The following is a 21,572-nucleotide window of genomic DNA, read 5'->3' on the forward strand; positions in this document are numbered from 1 at the left end:
GATCAACATGATCGGGTGGTTACCGTAGGAACACCTTCCGTGCCGTAGTTCCCTCGTCGAACCGCAGCTGGATGATGTAGCTGCCGTTGGGCAGATCACCGCGGTTGAGCACGTAGCTCGACTGGTTGAGGCCCCGTACCTGAGCGACCCGGCTACCGCGCAGGTCGTACACGTCAATTTGGCGGATGCGCTCGGTGTTGGCTACCTGGATGGTGAAGCTGGTGGTGGTGGGGTTGGGGAAGATCTCTAGGCCTACGCTGGCGTTGGTGAGTAGGTCTTCGGTGGAGGTGGAGAATTCTCCAAGTCCTAGACCGAGGTACGCACGTGGCAAAAAGAAAGCGATCATGGTATCGATGACTGCTTTAGCAGCGGCGGGATTAGTAGCGTTGGGGTTGACCTGAAGCTCTCCACCGATCGCTAGATCAGCATTGAGACTACCACCGGCGCTATTGAATGCGGCGATGCGTGCACGGGCATCTGCCTCGTTAACGAAGTTGTAACCTGCACCAAGGCCCCTTCCTACCGAGATAGGGTACATGTTGTCCCGTGAGCGTGGATAGGTAGGCTCAAACTGATCTTGATCGGGACATGCGGGTGCATTAGCCCGTGTAATCGAATCACTCTTGTACGACAGATTTTGAGCGTTGACCACGGTGGACAGTCCGCTGAAAATGGATGGCAGAGTAGTGGAGTTAGCCGCCTCGATAGAATCGTTTAGTCCCATCATGTTAGCCGCCTCAAGAATCTCCTCAGTACCCGCTACGCAACCGATGACGATGTCCTCAGTGGTAGGCACGACTACATTGCCATAACTGAATGGTGCGAAGATGTCGTTCGGACTGTGAAAACCCAGTACCAGCGGCTCACTCTCCTTTCCCTCGATCCAGTCAATGTCGCCTAGTGCGCCATTACTGTTGATCGACATAGCAACTGAGCTATTGTAACCTACGTGATTTGGGATATTAGAGGGGAAATTTGGGGCAAATTCTGCGGGCAGCAGACCCTGCGGATCAGCGTTTTCTTCAAGGTTCACATAGGCTGTGTCACCGGCATTGTAGAAGCGCGCATCGTCAAGCACCTCTTCAATATCGTCCAGAAATGCATGCGTCATAGTCACGTAACCTCCTGTACCCAATCCCCAGAAAACAATTTTACTAGTGTCGATTCGGTAAGGATTGTCCTTTTCAACGACGCTCTTACGTAGGTAGCGCGCCAGAGTATGTGCATCCTGACCGCCCCGGTAGGCAGCCTCTAGCAGGGTACTGGTCCGAACTTCTTCGTTGCCCCGTGGATTCCAGCCCACCCGGTAGTCAGCGGCAATGCCTACGAAGCCACGAGCTGTCAGGCGAGAAGTGATCTCCACTACAGCCGAGTCTTGGCGGGTACCATACAGTCCGCCATTAACGTACTGAGGTAGAAAGTTGCCAGTGGGAAAAACGACAACTACGGGACGGAGCCCCTCACCCTCATCACCGACAGGCTGGTATACGTCCATCTCCAGGCTACGAAGTATGGTAGCATTTGGGTCACCAGCCTGGGCTCGACTTATCTCGTACACGTCGATATTTTGCCCGAAAGTGTCGAGAGTCGCTTCGCTGACTTCATAAATTGGGTCGACAAAGCGGGTATCCTGTGCCCGAAGGCTGGATACGGCGACCACTAGGAGGGCCGCAATTAAAGTAGATGTGTTACGCATATTGGTCAGTTAAGTATTGAATCTGTGTAATTGGTTAGCGCTTGACTAGGTTATAGGTAGCCGAGATGTAGGCCAGTCGGCCGATCCGCGGTCCTCCATAGACCTGAAAGACTTGATTGTCGAGCAAGTTACTCGCTCCAAGCTTGAAAGTAGTTTTTATCCGCGGAATGGTGAAATTTACTTGTGCATCTAGCATCCCATACGACTGGATTGGACCGGTAAATTGAGGACTGCCCTCAAAGAGGAAGCTGTCTACCCATTTGTAGTTGATGTTTGCTCCCAGGCCGTTGACTGGCTTACCGAAGAAGCTGAACGGGATGTCACGTCCGGAAATACCGATGTTGAACTTATGCTCCGGCGTATTGAAGGCGGGAATGATGGGATCGTCTGTTTGGGTGTTCAGTACGTTCCAGCTGTAGTTGCCATTGAGTGAATAGTAATTGGAAAAATACAAATTAGAGCCGATGCTGAATCCCTGAGTAGTCACGATGTCCGTAGCATTCGCAGCCACCCGGTACGCCTGTTGGTCCGAGATACTACCCTGAAAGACGTTGACATCAAGACCCAGATTGAACCCAATAAAGTCGGTATAGCGGCTGTAATAATACGTAGCGTCCACGTACAACTGCTCCCCTACGGTTGAGCGTGCACCGACCTCAAACGTACGCACCTTCTCCGGCTGAATAGGGTCTACATCGAAGTACTCAAATTGGCTTACGTCAGGAATAGGCATGCTGATTACGTCTACGAAACTTTCAACCGTGACCAAGTTCTGTACTCCATCTATGTTACCTAGTAGGATCGCCCGTCCGACGTTGTAAAAGAGGTACTGATCGTTCAGGGTAGGATTGCGAATTGCGGAGCTGAACGAGGCCCGGAAGGTAGTGTTCGGCCGTGGAGAGTAGACAACCGATGCAGCAGGACTAAAGAGTAAATCAAAATTCTGATTCTTATCCGCCCGCAGGCTGGCGCTTAGTTTCAACTTGCTCTGGATATTCATCGTGCCTCCGCCATAGAGGCCGAACTCACTGGTGTTGATGTCGCGGCCCATAGTGTCTAGCAGAATGGTTCCCTTACTATTTGGTGTGTACTGGCGGAAGTTTCCACCGACGGTCAGATCAAGGGCGCTGCTCTCGTTGGGTTGCCACACAGCACGAAACTGCTTTTCTCCATGTACGTGGTAGAGTGCGCTCTTATCAAAAAAGCGAGTCCCCCCTTCGCCTAGCAGTGTGCCCGTAATACTGTCAAACGCCTCCTGAAATCGTTGGGTCCCTGGCTCAAACCGATCTTGGGTCCCAAATGTCGATGCCATGCCCACTATTTCCCGGGCTTGATCGTGTAAGCTGGGAAGCAAGGCCTGCACCTCCGGACTGTCGTAGAAGTCCCGCTCCGCCTGCCGCCGTTCCGGAATGGAGCAGCCGTTACATTCTGGGAAGTTTTCTAAGTTGTTGATCCGTGGTTGGATGTCGCGGATCCAAGTATTGCGATAGTCGCTTTGCCAGCGCGCATCAGTCTTGTGTAGCTCCTGTAGACGTAGGGCTGTGAAGTAGGGATCGTAACTCTCTCCAGCATCCTCGTGGGTCACGTATGCTCGCAGGAAAAAGTTGTCACGGTTGCGCAATTCCACCTTGTGCTGGAAAAACTGGATGCCCTTTAAACTAAAGCGATTGTCTCCCTGGTACACGGTAGTCCCCGTACTATAGTTTGAACCGATTAGCAACTCAGTGCTCTCTAGCGAACGCTCCGGGTTGAGTCTGAAATGCACTGCTACCCCCGCCTTAAGGTTCTGAGAGTCATAGTCGACTAGGTCAATCTCGTTGTAACCTGGCCGCCGAATAGTACCTAGCCCATTCACGCCCGGAAAGCTAAAGGAGCGGTTGAATTCATCACCGTAGCGGTTGACCGCATCATACCCCCCGGGATTGTCCCGCCCCAGATCGGTACCAAAAACAGGATCGTAATTATCAGCCACCCAATCGTTAGCGCGAAAACCAAACAGGTTAACCTTGTAAGCCATCCACTCTCGCCCTGCATCATTCGCGAGTGCTTGCGCCCACCGGATACCGCCCTCTACTAGACTCCGCTCCGCCCCCTTCACCTGTACCGACAGCCCCTGCTGCAAAAAAGGATCCTTCGTCTCAATCGCAATCACCCCGTTAAAGGCATTCGGACCGTAAAACGCACTCGAAGCGCCCACCACCAAATTCACCCGGTTCACGTCCAGCTCCGAGGCGCCGAGGAAATTACCGAGCGAGAAGTTGAGGCCCGGACTCTGGTTGTCCACCCCGTCGATGATCTGTAGCGAGCGCACCGGATTGGTACTGTTGAAGCCCCGGGTATTCACGATCTTGAAGCCCAGGCTGGCCGCCGTTAGATCCACGTCTTTGAGACTGCCGAGCCCATCATAAAAGTTGGCGGCGGCGGTCTCCTTAATAGCGATGGCATCCATGGTTTCCACCGTCAGCGCCGCCTGCTGCTGCTTTTCGCCAATGCGGCGGCCGCGTACCTCTACCACATCGGTGGTCACGGCATTATCGCCCAGGCGCACGTCCAGGTCCTGCTCCCGATCGGTTACTTCCACTTCCGTCGGCGCGAAGCCAATATAGGAGAACTGTAGGATGGTCGGCAGCCCCGAAACCGTCAACGACCAGCTCCCATCCACCTCCGTCACCGTACCCGTCGTCGTACCCTTCACCAGCACACTGGCCCCGATGAGCGGGTCGCCCGTCGTCCCGTCCAGGATCGTACCATCGAGGACCGTCTGACCGGCCAATGTGCTACTAAACGCTAGCCCCAGGGCCGCCAGTAAGGTGAGTAGTTTCATAAACTTAGGTAAGCTAAAAATTCGCCTGTGCATGATCGCGCGGTGGTAAGGTAGTACTGCTGCGGGGGGCAAAATAGTGAAAATTCGCTGGGGGTTGTTGCGTGGGGGCGTTGTTGGGTTGTGGCGTGGCGGGTGTGGGAGGCGGGATAGGTGGGGCAGGTGGGCGGGGCCGCTGGTGCGGAGTTTAGTGCCAATGCGATACTGATGGGTGACCAGTTGTACTTACGGCACGATGAACTACTCATAGCGTGGGCTCGATATTTCCAGCGCAGCCGGAGGCTGCATGTTGCTGGCGCTGCCGGAGGGCTTACAGCAGGGGCCCCTCCCCCTGCTGACGCGGGTACTTACTTCGCACCAGCGACCCCGCCCTCTGTAACCCTTTTAACGACGGCCACTCAACAGCCTACCAACTCAACAACTCACCGATTCCGTACCTTCGCGCCCCCGCACCATGTCAGACCTCCTCCCACAGATCGACCAGCAGCGCCTGCCCCACCACATCGGCGTGATTATGGACGGCAACGGCCGCTGGGCCACCACCCAGGGCAAGCCCCGGGTGTTCGGCCACCATAGTGCCGTGGAATCCGTGCGCGCTACGGTAGAGTCCTGCGCCGAGCTCGGCGTGGGCTACCTGACGCTCTACGCCTTCAGCACCGAGAACTGGGACCGGCCCGAACTGGAAGTGGGGGCCCTGATGCAACTCCTGGTCGATACCATCGGCAGCGAGATGAAGCTGATGCTCGACAACGGTATCCGGCTGGCGACAATCGGCGATACGGCCGGACTGCCCGAGGCCACCCGCGAAGCCCTGCAGCTCGGCATCGAGCAGACCAGCGGCGGCGACGGGATGATGCTCATCCTGGCCCTTAACTACAGCGGCAAGTGGGACATTGCCCGCGCCGCCCGCCAACTAGCCCAGGAAGTAGCGGGGGGCCGGCTACAAGCGGATGCCCTGGATGAGGCGGCGCTGAGTGCTCGGCTGAGTACCCAGGCCTACCCCGACCCGGAGCTCATCATTCGCACCAGCGGCGAGCACCGGCTGAGTAACTTTTTTCTGTGGCAGGCGGCCTACGCGGAGTTCTACTTCAGCCCCGTGTTCTGGCCGGAGTTTAGGAAAGACGATCTTTACGCCGCCATCATCGACTTTCAGCAGCGGGAACGGCGCTTCGGCAAAACCAGCGAACAACTCAAGCAGGCGACCAACCCCTAAGCCTTTCTTTCTATCCTTATTCCCGACGGCCGGCCCACGGGTCGCCAAATTGAAGCTAGTATGCGTATCAACTTTTTGTGCCTCGGTTGCCTCCTTCTGTTCGGATTTTCCAACCCGCTACGCGCTCAGAACGTCACCGATTCCCTGGAGCTACCCGTCTTCGACTACTCCGAACCGCAGGAGTATGAGATCGGGGGCATCAAAATCGAAGGGGCCTTCTTCGCCGAGGAGAACGCCATCATCGGCGTCACCGGGCTGAGCGTGGGCCAGGAGATACGCGTCCCCGGCCCCGATATCCCCCGCGCCATCAAGAACCTCTGGCGGCTACGGCTTTTCACCAACGTGAGCATCGAGGAGGAAAAAACCATCGGTGACGTCATCTTTCTTATCGTCCGCGTCGAGGAGCGCCCCCGCTTTCTGAAGCACACCTACACCGGGGCCAAGCAAGGCCGCCACGACGACCTCGACGAGGAGGTCAACAAGTACATCGTTCGCGGCGGTATCGTCACCGAAGATGCCAAGGTGAACGCCGCCGAGGCCATCCGCAACTACTACGTCGAGAAGGGCTACCTCGACGCCGCCGTCTCCGTACAGGAGATCCCCGATACCAGCCGGGCCAACTCCGTCCAGCTCCTCTTCGATATTGACCGCAACGACCGCATCAAGATCGCCGACATCAATTTCGAGGGCAATACGGCGGTGAAGGACAAAAAACTGCGCAAGCAGATGAAGGAAACCAGCGAGAAGCGTAAGCTCCTCAAGGGCTCCAAGTTCCAGCCCACCGAATTCGAAAATGACAAGGAGGCCGTCGTAGCCTACTATAACACCTTAGGCTACCGCGACGCCCGTATCCTCGACGACAGCATCTACCGCAATGCTAAGGGTGATCTGGTCATCGACATCGACCTCAACGAGGGCAACCAGTACTACTTCCGTAACATTACCTGGCGGGGCAACTCGATCTACGACGACGCTACCCTGGCTCAGGTGCTCGGCATCGAAAAGGGCGACATCTACAACGAGGAGGAGCTCCAGACCCGCCTGAGCTTCAGTCAGGACAACGCCGACGTGTCCTCGCTGTACATGGACAACGGCTACCTCTTCTTCAACGTCGACCCCATCGAGGTGGCCATTGAGGGCGATAGCATCGACCTGGAGATGCGCATCTTCGAGGGCCCCCAGGCGACCATCGACAAGGTGGTCATCAATGGCAACGACCGCACCCACGAACACGTCATCCGGCGCGAGGTGTTTACCCGGCCCGGAGAGAAGTTCAGTCGCTCCGATATCATCCGCAGTCAGCGGCAGATCATCGGCCTGGGTTACTTCAATCAGGAGACCCTCGGCATCGAGACCCCCGTCAACCCCGACCGCGGCACGGTAGACATCATCTACACCGTAGAAGAAAAACCCAGCGACCAGCTCGAGCTCAGCGCCGGCTGGGGCGGGCGCCGCGGCGTCATCGGCACCCTGGGTGTGACCTTTAATAACTTCAGTCTGCGCAACGTCTTCAACCGCGAGGCCTGGCACCCCCTACCCCAGGGCGACGGACAGCGCCTCAGTCTTCGCGCCCAGACCAACGGCCGCTTCTACCAGAGCTACAACGCCAGCATCACCGAGCCCTGGCTGGGCGGTAAGCGCCCCACCTCGCTTTCGGTATCGGCCTTCTACAATAAGTACGACTTCGGCACCAGCACCTTGGCCCGTAAGTTGATCATCCAGCAGCTCTCCGTTAGCCTCGGCACCCGCCTGCGCTGGCCCGACGACAACTTCGTCTTCCGCACCGGTATCAACCTCCAGACGCTTACCCTCGACAACTGGAGTGAACTCTTCACCACCGACCGGAACGAGGTAGTCCGCACCGGCAACTACAACAACTTCAGCTTCCAGTTCTCGCTGTCCCGCAACACAGCTACCGACCCCATTTTCCCCCGGCAGGGTTCTAACATCGAGCTCTCGCTACAGGCCACTCCGCCCTACCGCAGTCTCGGCATCCGCGATAATCCCGAGAACCTGGAGACCGTCGAGGAGCGCTTTCGCTACGTCGAGTACCACAAGTGGCGCCTCAACGCCGAATGGTACACCCCCATCACCGGTAAACTCATCCTCAAGACCCAGGCTAAGATCGGCTTCCTTGGTAGCTACGACGACCAGGTTGGTGTAAGCCCCTTCGAGCGCTTCCAACTCGGCGGCGATGGCGTCAACAACCAGCAATTTGCCTTCGCCGGCGTCGACATCATCAGTATGCGCGGCTACGAGATCGAGGACCTCGACAACAACTTCGTCTTCGACCCCGCCACCCAGAGCAACCGTAAGATCGCCACGCCCATCTTCAGCAAGTACACCGTGGAACTGCGCTACCCCCTCTCGCTCAACCCCTCCAGCACCATCTTCGTGCTCGCCTTCGCCCAGGGGGGCAACGCCTGGCGTAGCTCGCGTGACTTTAATCCCTTCGACCTCAAGCGCAGCGTAGGCCTCGGTGCCCGGGTGTTCCTGCCCATGTTCGGCACCCTCGGCTTCGACTGGGGCTACGGCTTCGATAAGGACCCCAATCTGACGGAGAACAACAATCTGAGCACGTTTAATATTATTCTTGGGTTTGAACCGGAGTAGGTAGACGCCTGTCGGCTGGTTAGATGGCTTCGCCGTCAGTTAGACGCTGCGCTGGTTAGACGGTCTAACCAGCCGTCAGGCGTCTAACCAGCGAAGCGTCTAACCAGCCGCTAGGCGTCTACCCTGGCAAAGCCGGGTCCACTACAACGTTCCCCGCAACTCCTGCTCCCGCTCAATCGCCTCAAACAGCGCCTTAAAGTTCCCCTTCCCGAAGCTGGTAGCCCCCTTGCGCTGGATGATCTCGTAGAAGACCGTCGGACGGCTACCGATGGGCCGGGTGAAAATTTGGAGCAGGTAGCCCTCATCGTCGCGGTCGACCAGGATACCGAGCTCGCGCAGCGGTTCGATGGCCTCGTCGATCTGCCCCACCCGGTCCAGTAGGTCATCGTAGTAGGTGGCCGGTACGCGCAGGAACTCGATGCCCCGTTCGCGCAGGGCGGTGACGGTGCTGACGATATCGTCCGTGGCTACGGCGATGTGCTGAATGCCCGGTCCGCCGTGGAACTCGAGGTACTCCTCGATCTGTGATTTCTTGAGGCCCGGGGCCGGCTCGTTGATCGGGAACTTGATGCGCCCGTTACCGTTTGCCATCACCTTACTCATCAGGGCGGTATACTTGGTGCTGATGTCCTTATCGTCGAAGCTTACCAGCTGGCGGAAGCCGAGTACATCGGCGTACCACTGCACCCAGCGGTTCATCTGCCCCTCGGCTACGTTGGCGACCATGTGATCGATGTACTTGAGGCCCACGGGCTCCGTGTAGTAGCTGGGCTCCCAGGCTACGAAGCCGGGGAGGAATACCCCGTCGTAGTGCGAGCGCTCCACGAAGACGTGGATGACATCCCCATAACTTTTTACCGCCGAGCGGATGGTGGTGCCATGGTGATCTTCATCCGTGCGGGGCGAGAAATGTGATTCAGCACCGCGAGCTAAGGCGGTCTGGTAGGCCTCGGTGGCATCATCTACCCAGAGGGCCACGGTGCGCACCGTATCGCCGTGCTGGTCGATTAGCTTACCGATGTCCGTGCCCGGTACCAACGGACTAGTCAGCACCAACCGGATCTTATCCTGCACTAGCACGTACGACTCCCGGTCGCGCAGCCCCGTTGAGAGCCCGGCGTAAGCAAGTGGCTGAAAGCCCATCGCCGTCTGGTAGAAGAGGGCCGACTGGCGGGCATTGCCGACCAGTAGTTCCATGTAGTCGGTGCCGTTAATGGGGAAGGCATCGGTAGATGGGGCAGCGGTGGGGGCGGGGGCGGTACGGGTCATGATATATTCTTGTTGTGGCAACTATTCTGGGGTGAGAACGATACGAACGCTCAAAGGTTGCTATCGCAACCCTTCGAGGTTCTCTACCGTAGCGGGGTATCTTGCTCTTGCTCTTGGTCTACCCCTGAAGGGGTCTAACCAGCCGAAGGGGGTCTAACCAGCCGAAGGCGTCTACCTGCCGAAGGCAGTCTAATCCAGGCGATAGCCGACTCTATGCTTTTAAAAACCAGAGGCATCATCTTTCGCTCCACGAAGTACGGCGACTCCTCGCTGATCCTGGAGGTGTACACCGAGGAGCGCGGCATCCGTAAGTACATCGTCAGCGGGGTGCGCAAGGTGCGTAGCACCACCCCGGCCAGTAAGTTGCAACTCATGAACCTGGTGGACTTGGTGGCCTACGAGCGCCCCGGCAAGGACCTCACCCGCATCAAAGAGGTGCAGTCCGCCTTCATCTACACCCGCATTCCCTTCGAGGTAGAGCGGGGCACCGTGGGACTGTTCATGCTCGAGGTGGCCCGCAACAGCATCCGGGAATCGGAGGAAAACCCCTCCCTATTTCACTTCCTCTTCGAATCCTTTGCCTTTCTGGATAGTACTACAGGGCCAATTAACAACATCCACCTCCACTTTCTGCTGGAGCTTACCTCCCACCTGGGCTTCATGCCCTCGGGCGACTACTCGGCAGCCACGCCGCTCTTCGATCTGCGGGAGGGGCAATTTACCGGTACCTTTCCCGGCCATACGGAGTACCTAGATGCTACCCGGGCCGCCCATATGTACCGGTTGCTCCATACTGACCGGGAGCAGGCAGCTACGATTAAGCTCACCCGCGAGGAGCGTTCCGGCCTCCTCACCGACCTGCTGCGCTACTACCGCCACCACATCGAGGGGATGCGCGAGATTAACTCGCTGAGCATCCTGCGCGCCGTGTACTAACTTACCTTCGCGACCATGCCGCCCCGCACGCGCTATCTTGTTGCTCTCGGACTTCTCCTGGCCGCCGCCGGCACGGGCCTCGTGATGTACCAGCGCACCCAGGCCGAACAACTCTGGGGGTACCTGCCGCTGCTTCTGTACCTACTGCTCTGGGGTAGCATCGCCGCTGCTCGCCTCGCTAGGGCTGACCCCGCCACCGATCGTCGCTTTCTGCTCTCCACCACCAGTGGACTATTCCTCGGCCTCGGCTTCCCGGGTTATCTGCCCTTCCCCTTCCTGCTATTGTTAGCCTGGGTGCCCCTACTCGCACTACAGCAAGACAACCGCAGCACGAAGACCGTCTTCTGGCACGGCTTTAACACCTTCCTACTCTACAATATCCTGGCCACCTTCTGGGTCACCAATACCGCCTTCGCTGCCGGGCTCTTCGCCGTGGTGGCGAACACGCTACTGATGTGCATCCCCTGGCTGGCCTTTCACTGGACGAGCCGGGTCAGCCCCCGCGTCAGCTACCTAGCCCTCGTGGCCTTCTGGCTCAGTTTCGAGCACCTCCACTACCACTGGTCGCTCAACTGGCCCTGGCTCACCCTCGGTAACGGCTTTGCGCAGTTTCCCAGCCTGGTGCAGTGGTACGAGCTGACCGGTGTGCTGGGGGGCAGCGCCTGGATCCTGGTGGTCAACTACCTCGTGCTACAGTGGTACCGCTCTCCTACCCGACGCCGCGCTCCCGTAACCTTACTACTGGCCGTCATCCTTCCGCTTGCTGGTTCCCTTCTGCGCTACCTCACCTACACGCCGCCCCCCGGCGAAACCCTCACCGTCAGCGCCATCCAGCCCAACCTGGAGCCGCACTACGAGAAGTTCTCACACGATCGCGCCCGACAGGTAGAGCTCTTTACCGCGCTGAGTCTGGAGGCTCTTGCGACTACTGCTGGGACCCTGGACTATTTGCTCTTCCCGGAGACCAGTTTTGGGGGCGTAGATGAAACCCGTCCCACCTCCGCACCTGCGTTCCGCGCCCTGCTGGACGTACTGCCCCCCGACCGCCTGCATTACCTGGTGAGTGGCTACCAGGGCTACTACCGCTTCGGGCCCGGCGAGGAAGTGACCGCTGCCGTGCGCTACGTGCCCGCCTCCGATGGCAGCGAGACCGCCCTGGAAGCGCTCAACGGCGCGGCGCAACTCGACCTGCGCACCGGCGAGTTTCAGACCTACCGCAAGGGCGTATTCGTGCCCGGTGCCGAGAGCTTTCCCTTTCGCAACACCCTGTTCTTTCTGGAGCCGCTCGTCAACAGCCTGGGCGGATCGGTAGCGGGTATGGGCACCCAGGCGCTGCGTACCCCCTTTATCACGGAAAACGGCGTCCGGATTGCACCCGTGATCTGCTACGAAAGCGTTTTCGGCGAGTACTTCACGGGCTATATCCACGAGGGGGCCCAGGCGGCCTTCGTACTGACTAACGATGGCTGGTGGGACGATACGGCCGGTCACCTCCAGCACCTCTACCTGAGCAGTCTGCGCGCCATCGAGACGCGCCGGGCCGTGGTCCGCTCCGCCAACATGGGGGCCTGCGCCTTCATCGACCAGCGGGGGCACATCGTGAGCCGTACGTTTTACGGGGAGCGGGGCCACCTTTCCGGTACCATTCGGCTCAATGACAGCATCACGCCCTACGTGCGCTTCGGCGACATACCGGCCCGTATAGCCCTGTTACTCGCCGCCATGGCCCTGCTGTCCAACCTCGCACACACGCTCCGCCGCCGCAGCACGTTGGATGCTAGCTAAGCCCCCCGCATGCGCCGCCTCCTTTTCACCTTAACGCCCTTACTCCTTTACTCCTTCTGGGCGGGTGCGCAGGTGCAAGCTACGTGGAAGGTGACCCCCAGTGCTACCGACTTCGAGTTCACCGATCGTGTACCGAAGTCCTTTGGTGACTCGACTGAGGTACTGGACTGGCTGGCGGACTGGCGGCAGCGGCAGCAGGAGCGCGCGCACTGGGAGGCCAGCGTAGATAGTGTGGTGCAAACCGCACCGGGGGAGCTGACCGCCTACCTGCACCGGGGGCCGGCCTACGCCTGGTCGGAGCTTACGCTACCGGACGATCCGCTCGTCAGGCAGTGGGCGCGGCGCAGTGGGTACCGGCAGCGGCGGTTTCGGGCGGGGCGGCCGCTAGCGCCGCAGGGCTGGTCGGCGGTGCGGGATAGCCTGGTCTCCCGGGCGGCGGCCAACGGATACCCCTTCGCCTCGGTGGGACTGACGGAGGTGGAGTGGGTAGCTCCGGGGCAATTGGCGGCGCGGGTGGATGTACGGACCGGTCCACTGATCCGCGTTGGGGAAGTAAGCGTGCCGGAGGAGGTGCGGGTACGCAACATCTTCCTGGAGCGCTATCTGGGGCTAGTACGCGGCGAGGTGTACTCCCAGCGGCGGGTGCGGCGGTTGCAGGAGCGACTGGCACAGCTGCCCTACGTGACGATGCGGGGGGCACCGGCGGTGAGCTTTCGCGATAGTCTAGCGTACATCGACCTACCACTGGACCGGCGGCCAGCCAGTCGCTTCGACTTCGTCATCGGGGTACTGCCTAATAGCACCCAGAACGATAACAAGTTGCTTATCACCGGGGAACTGAATGGGGAGCTGTACAACGGCTTCGGACAGGGCGAGCGCATCGCCGCCCGCTTCGAGCAGCTGCGGCCGCAGACGCAGGAGTTGCAACTGGCGCTGGACTACCCCTTCGTATTTGGGCTACCCTTCGGCTTCGAGGGGGAATTGGAGCTTTACCGCCGCGATACCTCCTTTCTCAATTTAAGTTGGCACCTGGCTGGCACCTATATCCGTGAGGGTAACGACCGCCTGAGTGCCTTCTGGGAAAAGCGGAGCACCATCGTGCCGGGGCTAGATAGTACGCGGCTGGTGAACGGGCAACTGCCCGATACGCTGGGGGTGAGTCGGTCGTTTTTCGGACTGCAACTGCGGCGTACGCGGACCGACCGGCGCTTTAGTCCCCGTAATGGCTATGCGGTAGACGTGAGTGCGGCGGCTGGTTTCCGGCGACTCCGTAACCTGGACTTCACGGGCGAGGCGGCCGATAGCCTTCAGCAACGCAGCACCCAGGTGCAACTGGCGGCGGCGCTGGACTTCTACGTAGAGCCGCTGGTTGGTACCGTCCTCTACCTCGGCCTGCGCGCCCAGGCGCTCCTGACGGAGCGGGGGGTGGTGAGTAACGAGCAGTTTCGTATCGGGGGGGCACGGCTACTGCGGGGCTTCGACGAGCAGCGCTTTTTTGCTACGGACTACCAGGTGCTTACGGCGGAGTTTCGTCTGCTACTGGGGGAGAATGCCTTTCTGTACACTTTTGCCGATGCTGCCCGCCTCAACCAGCGCAGCGTTGCTAAGCCGAATATTGCAATCGACTACCCCTTAGGCCTCGGCGCGGGGGTGAACTTCGAGACGCGGGCGGGGATCTTTGCGCTTAGTCTGGCGGTGGGGAGGCGTAGGGGGGAAGCCTTTGACCTGGGAGCGCCTAAGGTGCATCTCGGGTATGTGAGTGTGTTTTAAAACGTCACCACCAGCGGCAACCGCGCTTGCGGCTCCCGCGCCCGCGACAAATCACGCAGCAGCTCAAAGTGCCCGTAGTTCTCCGCACCGAGCTGGCTCTTCACCACCTTATTTACGACCTGGTTATCATCATCGGCACCCATGATCTCCTCCAGGAAACGCTCCCACTGGGGCTTGAGGCGGGGGTAGTGACCTACGGCGTAGTCGTCTGCATCGAGGCCGGCCAGGCGGGCGGCGGAGGCGACGGCGGCGTCGAGGCCACCGAAGCGGTCGATGAGGCCGATCTCCATGGCGCGCTCACCGGAGTAGACACGGCCGCCGGCGATCTCGCGTACACGCTCGATGGGAATACCGCGGCCGGTGGCTACCCGATCCAGGAAAGTGGCGTAGATGCCCTGGGTGCGGGTGGTGAGCAGTTGCTTTTCTTCCTCGCCCATCTCGCGGAAGGGGCTAAAGGCGTTAGCGTTGCGGGCGGTATTGACGGTGTCGAAGGAGACGCCGATCTTATCTTCCATCAGCTCGCGCACGATGGGGAAGGTGAGGAATACGCCGATGGAGCCGGTGATGGTGGTGGGCTCGGCGTAGATGCTATCGGCGCCGGCGGCGATGTAGTAACCCCCGCTGGCGGCGTAGTCACCCATGCTCACCACGACGGGTTTGCCGGTTTCCTTGAGCTGCTCGATGGCGTACCAGATGTTTTCGGAGCTGCTAGCGCTGCCGCCGCCGCTGTTGACGCGTAGCACGACGGCCTTAACGTTGTCGTCATCGGCTAGCTTTTCGATCTCGTTGACGTACTTCTTGTCGCCGATGCTGCCCAGGTCGCCGGCCCCGTCTACGATGCCGCCCTCGGCGATGAGCACGGCTACCTGGTCGTTGCCGTCGCCATCGAGCCGGTCCATACGGGCGGCGAAGTAGCGGCTGATGTCGATGGTGTTGAGCTTTTCGTCTTGATCGAACCCGATCTTGTCGTGCAGGATGTGGTCGACCTCGCTGCGGCGCAGGATACCGTCGATGAGTCCGGCGTCGACGGCCTGCTGGTCGCGCCAGCCGGTCATGTCCGCGGCGGCCTGGCGGAGGCGGGCGGGATCGACGTTACGGGTAGCGCTGAGGTCAGCGAGCATGACGCCGAAGAGGTCTTCAAGGAATTCCTCGGTCTGCTCCCGGTTCTCGGGGCTGATTTCGGTGCGGCGCAGCGGCTCGGTGGCGCTCTTGTAGTCGCCGGCGTAGAATATCTCGAACTTGATGCCGGCCTGATCAAGGGCGTTTTTGAAGAAGGGAATGTCGGCACCTAGACCACGGAAGTCTACTACACCTAGCGGCCCGACGTACACCTCATCGGCTACGCTACCCAGGTAGTAGGCGCTTTGATCGTAGTACGGGGAGTAGGACACGACAAACTTACCGGCGGCGCGGAACTCGGCGATGGCCTCGCGGAGGGTACGCAGGCTGGTAAAGGGTACGCCCGTGACACCATCGTTGAGGTAGATACCCTTTATGTCGTCATCCTGGGCGGCGTGGCGCACGGCGCGCACTACATCGTGCAACCCGGGAGGCGGAGTTTGGCCAAAGGATTCAAAGGGGTTGGAGGCCGGCGAGTTGCCAGTGAGCTCAGGCAGCCCCTGGAGGTCGAAGGTCAGAATAGAATTGGTGGTCACCCGGGGCTTTTCTTCAGCCGAGGCGGCCAGGCCGCCAATAATAGAAAAGCCGATCAGGGCAATCACGACCAGTGCAAGTAGGGTGCCCAGGCAGGACCCCAGGAGAAGTTTGACGAAATTAGGCATGCTACGAGGTTTCGGTGTTAGCGCAGCGCAAAGAACGGCAGCCAGTAAAGAAGGTTACAAGCTTTTCGATGAACGGCGGCTTTTTACGGATGACTACCTTTGCCGCATGTCTACCGCCGCCGCCCGCCGCCTCCGTATCGCCGATTATACCTATGAGCTGCCGGAGGAGCGCATCGCACGCTACCCCCTGGCGGATCGCAGCAGCGCTAAGCTGTTACAGTATAAAGACGGTGAGATCAGCAAGCACATTTTTCGCGACCTACCCGACCTACTTCCCCGTGGCACCCTACTGGTGGGTAACCAGACCCGGGTCATTCACGCCCGCCTCCAGTTCACGCTGGAGACCGGTAAGCCATTAGAGATCTTCTGCCTGGAGCCACTACAGCCCACCGACTACGCTCAGTCGCTCAGCAGTACCGAGCCCGTAGTGTGGAAGTGTCTCGTAGGGGGTAACCGACGCTGGAAGTCGGGCCTCCTACGGAAAACTTTTCCGCACGGCGGGCGTGAGGTCACTCTGATCGTCGAACGCCGTACTCACGACGCAGAATCCTTTGCGATCACTTTTGGCTGGGAGTATGACACACCGCTATCCTTCGGCGAGGTGCTGGAGGCGGTGGGCACCGTCCCCCTCCCCCCCTATCTCGACCGGCCCGCGGAGGCTGACGACCGGCAGCGGTACCAAACCGTCTTTGCTCGGCAGGAGGGTTCGGTAGCCGCCCCTACGGCCGGACTGCACTTTACTCCGGAGGTCCTACAGGCGCTGGAGGCTAGGGGCATCGAGTTCGCTCCCATCACCCTGCATGTGGGGGCGGGCACCTTTAAACCGGTTACGACCGAAACCCTGGGGGACCACGTCATGCACCGGGAGTACTATTCGGCAACCGATCCATTTATTCGGCGGGTATATCAGCAACTGCTTAGTGGCAAGCCCATCGTATGCATCGGCACTACCAGTCTGCGGTGTCTCGAAACCTTATTTTACGAAGGAGCCAGTATAGGGCAGGGGGACCCCTGGGTAGCCGAAGAGGATCAGTGGGTGGCTACGCGCAAACAATTTCAGCGCGCCTTTAATCTGTCGGCCTTTACTACGCTGATGGATTACCTGGATGCTACGGGGGAGCCGGGAATCTCCGGCTACACCCGCCTCCTGCTCACGCCGGAAAGCGAGCTGCGGGTAGCCGACGGACTGATCACCAACTTTCACCAACCGCAGTCGACGCTGTTATTACTCGTGGCAGCCATCCTCGGTGACGACTGGCGGCGGGTCTACGACTACGCCCTGGCCAATGACTTTCGTTTTCTGAGCTACGGAGATAGCAGTCTACTCTGGCGGTGGGGGGCTCGTACGTAGCAGGTACACCATGCGCTGGGCGGAGTCGGCCTGCATCCTTAGTACCAGAGAATCCAGCGTAAGCGTCTCCACGGCCACCACCCGTTCGGAATTACTGGGCTGGGTAGTATCCTGAGCAAAGAGGTAGCCGCTGTCGTAACGCCAGGTACCGGCCTCGCGGTAGCGCAGGGTGGAGGTGAAGGCGTAGCGGTTGTCGGGGGTGAAGCGAAAGGTAATCTCCCGTGGATCGAGCCGTAGGCTATCGCCCGCTTCGGTCACGAGCGTACCCTGCCACTCGCCGAGCAGGAGGTTTTCTTCCTGCTTGCAGTGCAACAACAGGAGGGGGAGTAGCAAAAGCAGGCAGGACTTAGGCAAGGGCGGGTGGCTAAGGGGTTGATGAAAAATAAACTATTCACTTGCTATTCGGAGAAATGGTATAGTTCCACTCCCCATGAAAGTCATCCCGCGTCAGGTTCAGGGCGGCCATTTCGGCATCCGACACCTTTACTCCTTTTGCGTATTCCCGCTCGTCCAAAGCGGACATGATTTTGAGGCCTTGCCGGGTGGTGGTGTGGGCGATGAGTTGGACGATGGTCTGTAGGGTAATCAGGGGTTTACCCCGCCAGTTTTGCGAAATGAAGCAAAACATCTTGTGCTCAATCTTATTCCACTTGCTCGTCCCCGGCGGAAGGTGAGACACCCCGATGGACATCCCTAGTTCATTGGCCAGCCCCTGTAGTTCTACCTTCCACAGCCGGCTGCGACTACTGTTGCTACCCCCGCCGTCGGCGGTGATGAGTAAGTGGGGCATGCCTTGGTAGAGCTGCCGGCCCATTTTATACCACCACTCCCGGATGCTATTGACCGCGAAGGTGGCCGTATCGCTGCTCACTCCCACACTGACCCAACCTTGGTTAACCCGCACGTCGTACACTCCGTAGGGGGCAGCTTTGCCGAGTTCCTGATCGGCGAAGTCATGTACGTTAACGCGGGGAGCCTCCCCCTGGGCGTGGTATTCCCTACCCCCATTTTTGTAGTTTCCTACCAGTTCTTTTTTCTTGGTGTCCACCGAAATGGTCGCCCCACCCGAGGCGAGCTGTGCGCTAACGCGCTCGTTGATGAATCGGAACTGCGCATCGCGGTCACCGTGCTCTTTGCCCTCCTTTTCCTTCACATTGAGCTGTAGGGAGTAGCCCTGCTTGCGTAGCATACTACCTACCGTGCCGGGATGGATGGAGTACCCCAGCTCACCGAGCTGAGTCGCAATCCGGTAGGTGCTCTTCGAAGTCCAGCGCAGGGGACCCATGGGATCGCCCTTCGTGTGGGGTTGAATCAGCCCCTCAAGCTGGGCGGCCAGATCGGGATACTGCTCGGTTTTCAATTTGCGACCGCCCCCCTTAGCCCGCATCCGGTGCAAACCTAGGGTAGGGGCCAATTGCTGGGACTCGACCTTACCCTTACTGATGGTGAGTCGGCTCATCCCCGTGGCCAGGTGCAACAGCGTCACCCCACCGTGGCCATAAGCCAGGGCCTCGACTCCCGCCCATACCCGCCGACTACGTTCATCTAGTTGGGGGGCAATCAACCGCCATTTTTCACGCATCCCTTCAATAGCCGCTGGGGTAATTTTCATCCGGTAAAACTAAGACCATTCCCCGTGAATAACTTATTTTTCATTGCCCCCTTAGTGGTTCACCCCGATGTTGAAGGTCGATTCGATGATGAGGAAGGCGATGGCACCGGCCGCAAAGCCGAGGAGGGCCAACCAGGCGATCTTCTTAAAGTACCAGATGAAATCAATACGCTCCATGCCCATGGCGGCCACCCCGGCTGCGGAACCGATAATGAGCATACTACCACCGGTACCGGCGCTGTAGGCGATGAAGTGCCACAGGCGTGCGTCGATGGGGTGAGTGCCCAGGTCGTACATGCCCATGGAAGCGGCTACCAGGGGCACGTTGTCAATGATGGCAGACAGGAAGCCCAGCACGATGATGACGATGTCCTCGTTGGGGATGACGCTACGGAGGCTCTCGGCTACGGCGCGCAGGGAGCCTACTCCGTTGACGACGACGGTTTCCAGGGCGGCTACCGACATCAGGATGCCGAGGAAGAACAGGATGGACGACATCTCGATCCGGCTCAGCGCCTTATGGGCCGAGTACTGCGCCTTACGTTCCTCGGTGAAGTCTTCCTCGGGGTGAATGTACTCGGAAACTAACCAGACGACCCCCAGACTGAGCATCATACCGAGGTAGGGGGGCAGGTGGGTGAGGGTCTTGAAGACGGGCACGAAGACGATCATGCCGAGGCCCAGGAAGAGCATGGTCTTACTGGAGAGTAGGCGGCCCTGTTCTTCTTCCTCGGCCTCGGTAAGCTCCGGTGTGGTGAGTTCCCCCTGAAAGGGCTTAAGGAAACTGGCCACCAGAAAGGGTACCGCGAAACAGATCAGGGAGGGGGCAATAAGGAACTCCATAAGCCCGGCCGTACTTACCCGCTTACCGATCCACAGCATAGTGGTCGTTACGTCGCCGATCGGTGACCAGGCACCGCCGGCATTGGCCGCGATGACAATGAGGGCGACGTACCAGATGCGCTGGTCACGGTCGGGCACCAGTTTGCGCAGTAGCGTGACCAGTACGATGGTTGCCGTAAGGTTGTCGATGATGGCCGAGAGGATGAACCCAAGACCCCCGACGATCCAGAGCAGCTTCTTCTTGTTGCGGGTGTGGACCCAACTTTTGAGCACGTCGAAGCCGCGGTGGAGGTCGACAATCTCCACAATGGTCATCGCCCCGATGAGGAAGATGAGAATTTCGGCGGTCTTCCCTAGGTGGTGCAGTAGGGTACCCACGAAGCCCTCTTCGGCTACCTCGTGGGCCCCGGCGTGGCCAATCTCCATGGCCTCCCCACTCAGGCTATTGAACATATTGTAGACCTCGCCCTCGGTATTGACGATCTCCAGCGTACCGTTATTGAAGCCAAGACTGAGCAGGGCCCAACAAACGGCGCCCATGAGTAGCGCGGGCACCGTTTTGTCCAGGCGAAGGGGGTGTTCGAAGACGATTACGATGTAACCGATGACAAAACAAGCGACAATGGCTGCAACCATGGTGGGGGGTAGTTATCTTGGGCAAGCCGGGTTCGGCCCGGCTGCTCGCAATTATACGAATAGTACGCAACTACCGCCGCGGTAAATCAGTTTCCTAGCTATGAAACCGGAACAAGGACCCGACACCTCACGCCTGTTGATCATCGCCGCGGTCGCTCTGCTCAGTCTGCTCCTGCTCCTGCGCATCTATCCCCCGATGGCCTTCATGGCGTTCGTGCTGGGTAGCACGGTAGGGTTTTTTCTGCTCGGTGGCCGGCTGATGGGCGCGCTCGACGGCACGCCCCTCTTTGGCCGCAGAAAAACCGAACGCGACAGTGCGTTCAGTCAGCGCGTCGCCGAGCGGCTGGCCGACTGCCGCCAGCGCGAGGAACGATTCCGGGACGAGGGGGAACGCATCCTTAACAGTATCGCCACCCTGCGCGACGACCTGGCCCGCAATACAGCCGCCGATGCGACTGAGACCGCGAAGGCCGAGGCGGTCATCAAGGAACTCGAAGCTGAATTCAGCCTGCGCCACGCCAAGGCCAGTTTCTTTGCCGACTGCGCCACGAAACTGCGCGAGTTGCTCGACCGCCACCGCCTGGTGGAAAGCATTGCAGCCCGCCGCCGGGAACTGCGCGAGCTCCGGCAGACCAACTTCGACGACGAGGCCGTCGTAGAGGAAACCCGCTTCAGCATCGAGCAGGACACCATCGAGCTCGATACCATCGTCGAGCTCAGCAACTCGGCCGCCAGCAGCAGCAAGACCGAACAAGCCGAGGACCTGCGCGAACGCCTGGAGCGGCTGCGCAGTACGCTGGGCAAGCCGAGCAGTCAGGAAAGCAGCGCCTCCTAGCGGATTTTTCCCGCGATTGCTTGCGGTTTTCCGCCACGTACCTATCTTTGCACTCGCTTAGGCCAGAATGCTGGCTATATCCATCCCGGCCCGTTCGTCTATCGGTTAGGACGCCAGGTTTTCATCCTGGTAAGAGGGGTTCGATTCCCCTACGGGCTACTATAAATTTACAATCTACTATTTACGCATGTACCATGTACCATTTGCCGTCAGAATAGGTGCTACAGCGGTACCTCCTCCGACGCCCGCCAAATTGTAAATGGTACCTGGTAATTTGTAAATGGTACATCTCTACCACCCGGCCCGTTCGTCTATCGGTTAGGACGCCAGGTTTTCATCCTGGTAAGAGGGGTTCGATTCCCCTACGGGCTACTCGGTGCTGTGCACCTCGATAATCCCACCGCCGCGGCG

At 59.2% G+C, this 21,572-nt stretch carries 14 protein-coding genes and 2 tRNA genes; 9 read left to right on the plus strand and 7 right to left on the minus strand.

The features are described from left to right. Nucleotides 1-19: 19 nt before the first annotated feature. Nucleotides 20-1,696, minus strand: a complete 1,677-nt coding sequence (locus tag ACOOHD_RS11355; RefSeq protein WP_420457995.1) for a T9SS type A sorting domain-containing protein — start codon at nucleotides 1,694-1,696, stop codon at nucleotides 20-22. 34 nt (nucleotides 1,697-1,730) lie between these two features. Then, entirely contained in the window at nucleotides 1,731-4,520 is a 2,790-nt protein-coding gene (locus ACOOHD_RS11360; RefSeq protein WP_420457996.1) for a TonB-dependent receptor domain-containing protein, read from the minus strand. Between the two features lie 451 nt (nucleotides 4,521-4,971). On the opposite strand from ACOOHD_RS11360, the gene ACOOHD_RS11365 reads away from it, so the two are divergent. Next, nucleotides 4,972-5,730 carry an isoprenyl transferase gene (locus ACOOHD_RS11365; protein ID WP_420457997.1) on the plus strand — a complete coding sequence of 253 codons (759 nt, stop codon included), beginning with the start codon at nucleotides 4,972-4,974 and terminating at the stop codon, nucleotides 5,728-5,730. 60 nt (nucleotides 5,731-5,790) lie between these two features. Next, a complete protein-coding gene (gene bamA, locus ACOOHD_RS11370) occupies nucleotides 5,791-8,343 on the plus strand; it encodes an outer membrane protein assembly factor BamA (RefSeq protein ID WP_420457998.1) in 2,553 nt (850 codons plus the stop codon). A 141-nt stretch (nucleotides 8,344-8,484) separates the two neighbouring features. Here bamA and hppD read toward each other — a convergent pair whose 3' ends face one another. Beyond that, nucleotides 8,485-9,612: a 4-hydroxyphenylpyruvate dioxygenase gene (hppD, locus tag ACOOHD_RS11375; RefSeq protein WP_420457999.1), complete on the minus strand. Its 1,128-nt coding sequence runs from the start codon at nucleotides 9,610-9,612 to the stop codon at nucleotides 8,485-8,487. A gap of 213 nt (nucleotides 9,613-9,825) precedes the next feature. Here hppD and recO point away from each other — a divergent pair, with 213 nt between their 5' ends. Genes recO through ACOOHD_RS11390 form a run of 3 tightly spaced genes read left to right on the plus strand, consistent with a single transcriptional unit; the run spans nucleotide 9,826 to nucleotide 14,103 of the window. Beyond that, complete coding sequence (gene recO, locus ACOOHD_RS11380; RefSeq protein WP_420458000.1) at nucleotides 9,826-10,548, plus strand: DNA repair protein RecO; 723 nt, start codon at nucleotides 9,826-9,828, stop codon at nucleotides 10,546-10,548. A 15-nt stretch (nucleotides 10,549-10,563) separates the two neighbouring features. Then, a complete protein-coding gene (gene lnt, locus ACOOHD_RS11385; protein WP_420458001.1) occupies nucleotides 10,564-12,333 on the plus strand; it encodes an apolipoprotein N-acyltransferase in 1,770 nt (589 codons plus the stop codon). Nucleotides 12,334-12,342: 9 nt separating this feature from the next. Then, complete coding sequence (locus tag ACOOHD_RS11390) at nucleotides 12,343-14,103, plus strand: hypothetical protein (protein ID WP_420458002.1); 1,761 nt, start codon at nucleotides 12,343-12,345, stop codon at nucleotides 14,101-14,103. Here the strand turns inward: ACOOHD_RS11390 and sppA are convergent. Next, the gene (gene sppA / locus ACOOHD_RS11395) at nucleotides 14,100-15,884 is read right to left on the minus strand and encodes a signal peptide peptidase SppA (protein WP_420458003.1); all 1,785 of its coding nucleotides are present in this window, start codon (nucleotides 15,882-15,884) and stop codon (nucleotides 14,100-14,102) included. The two genes, ACOOHD_RS11390 and sppA, sit on opposite strands and share 4 nt — an antisense overlap. A gap of 106 nt (nucleotides 15,885-15,990) precedes the next feature. Between sppA and ACOOHD_RS11400 the strand changes: the two genes are divergently transcribed. Then, nucleotides 15,991-17,235, plus strand: coding sequence for an S-adenosylmethionine:tRNA ribosyltransferase-isomerase (locus tag ACOOHD_RS11400; protein ID WP_420458004.1), 1,245 nt, complete (start codon nucleotides 15,991-15,993; stop codon nucleotides 17,233-17,235). Here the strand turns inward: ACOOHD_RS11400 and ACOOHD_RS11405 are convergent. Genes ACOOHD_RS11405 through nhaD form a run of 3 tightly spaced genes read right to left on the minus strand, consistent with a single transcriptional unit; the run spans nucleotide 17,206 to nucleotide 20,326 of the window. Continuing rightward, on the minus strand, nucleotides 17,206-17,568 hold the full coding sequence (locus tag ACOOHD_RS11405) for a hypothetical protein (protein ID WP_420458005.1): 363 nt from the start codon (nucleotides 17,566-17,568) through the stop codon (nucleotides 17,206-17,208). The genes ACOOHD_RS11400 and ACOOHD_RS11405 overlap by 30 nt on opposite strands. Nucleotides 17,569-17,626: 58 nt before the next feature. Continuing rightward, nucleotides 17,627-18,847, minus strand: a complete 1,221-nt coding sequence (locus ACOOHD_RS11410) for an ISAzo13 family transposase (protein ID WP_420458006.1) — start codon at nucleotides 18,845-18,847, stop codon at nucleotides 17,627-17,629. Between the two features lie 51 nt (nucleotides 18,848-18,898). Then, nucleotides 18,899-20,326 carry a sodium:proton antiporter NhaD gene (gene nhaD / locus ACOOHD_RS11415; RefSeq protein ID WP_420458007.1) on the minus strand — a complete coding sequence of 476 codons (1,428 nt, stop codon included), beginning with the start codon at nucleotides 20,324-20,326 and terminating at the stop codon, nucleotides 18,899-18,901. A gap of 100 nt (nucleotides 20,327-20,426) precedes the next feature. Between nhaD and ACOOHD_RS11420 the strand changes: the two genes are divergently transcribed. From ACOOHD_RS11420 to ACOOHD_RS11430, 3 genes are all read left to right on the plus strand, one after another. Continuing rightward, nucleotides 20,427-21,161, plus strand: a complete 735-nt coding sequence (locus ACOOHD_RS11420) for a hypothetical protein (RefSeq protein ID WP_420458008.1) — start codon at nucleotides 20,427-20,429, stop codon at nucleotides 21,159-21,161. Nucleotides 21,162-21,248: 87 nt separating this feature from the next. Continuing rightward, nucleotides 21,249-21,320: transfer RNA gene (locus ACOOHD_RS11425), tRNA-Glu, on the plus strand. A 141-nt stretch (nucleotides 21,321-21,461) separates the two neighbouring features. Beyond that, a tRNA-Glu gene (locus ACOOHD_RS11430) sits at nucleotides 21,462-21,533 on the plus strand. Nucleotides 21,534-21,572: the final 39 nt, after the last annotated feature.

The sequence above is a fragment of the Neolewinella sp. genome (assembly GCF_965214665.1).
Taxonomy (GTDB): Bacteria; Bacteroidota; Bacteroidia; order Chitinophagales; family Saprospiraceae; genus Neolewinella.

What these genes read in the sequence shown, in the direction of transcription:
- ACOOHD_RS11355 (WP_420457995.1), bottom strand. Translation starts at nt 1,696, where the DNA reads ATGCGTAACACATCTACTTTAATTGCGGCCCTCCTAGTGGTCGCCGTA.
- ACOOHD_RS11360 (WP_420457996.1), bottom strand. Translation starts at nt 4,520, where the DNA reads ATGAAACTACTCACCTTACTGGCGGCCCTGGGGCTAGCGTTTAGTAGC.
- ACOOHD_RS11365 (WP_420457997.1), top strand. Translation starts at nt 4,972, where the DNA reads ATGTCAGACCTCCTCCCACAGATCGACCAGCAGCGCCTGCCCCACCAC.
- bamA (WP_420457998.1), top strand. Translation starts at nt 5,791, where the DNA reads ATGCGTATCAACTTTTTGTGCCTCGGTTGCCTCCTTCTGTTCGGATTT.
- hppD (WP_420457999.1), bottom strand. Translation starts at nt 9,612, where the DNA reads ATGACCCGTACCGCCCCCGCCCCCACCGCTGCCCCATCTACCGATGCC.
- recO (WP_420458000.1), top strand. Translation starts at nt 9,826, where the DNA reads ATGCTTTTAAAAACCAGAGGCATCATCTTTCGCTCCACGAAGTACGGC.
- lnt (WP_420458001.1), top strand. Translation starts at nt 10,564, where the DNA reads ATGCCGCCCCGCACGCGCTATCTTGTTGCTCTCGGACTTCTCCTGGCC.
- ACOOHD_RS11390 (WP_420458002.1), top strand. Translation starts at nt 12,343, where the DNA reads ATGCGCCGCCTCCTTTTCACCTTAACGCCCTTACTCCTTTACTCCTTC.
- sppA (WP_420458003.1), bottom strand. Translation starts at nt 15,884, where the DNA reads ATGCCTAATTTCGTCAAACTTCTCCTGGGGTCCTGCCTGGGCACCCTA.
- ACOOHD_RS11400 (WP_420458004.1), top strand. Translation starts at nt 15,991, where the DNA reads ATGTCTACCGCCGCCGCCCGCCGCCTCCGTATCGCCGATTATACCTAT.
- ACOOHD_RS11410 (WP_420458006.1), bottom strand. Translation starts at nt 18,847, where the DNA reads ATGAAAATTACCCCAGCGGCTATTGAAGGGATGCGTGAAAAATGGCGG.
- nhaD (WP_420458007.1), bottom strand. Translation starts at nt 20,326, where the DNA reads ATGGTTGCAGCCATTGTCGCTTGTTTTGTCATCGGTTACATCGTAATC.
- ACOOHD_RS11420 (WP_420458008.1), top strand. Translation starts at nt 20,427, where the DNA reads ATGAAACCGGAACAAGGACCCGACACCTCACGCCTGTTGATCATCGCC.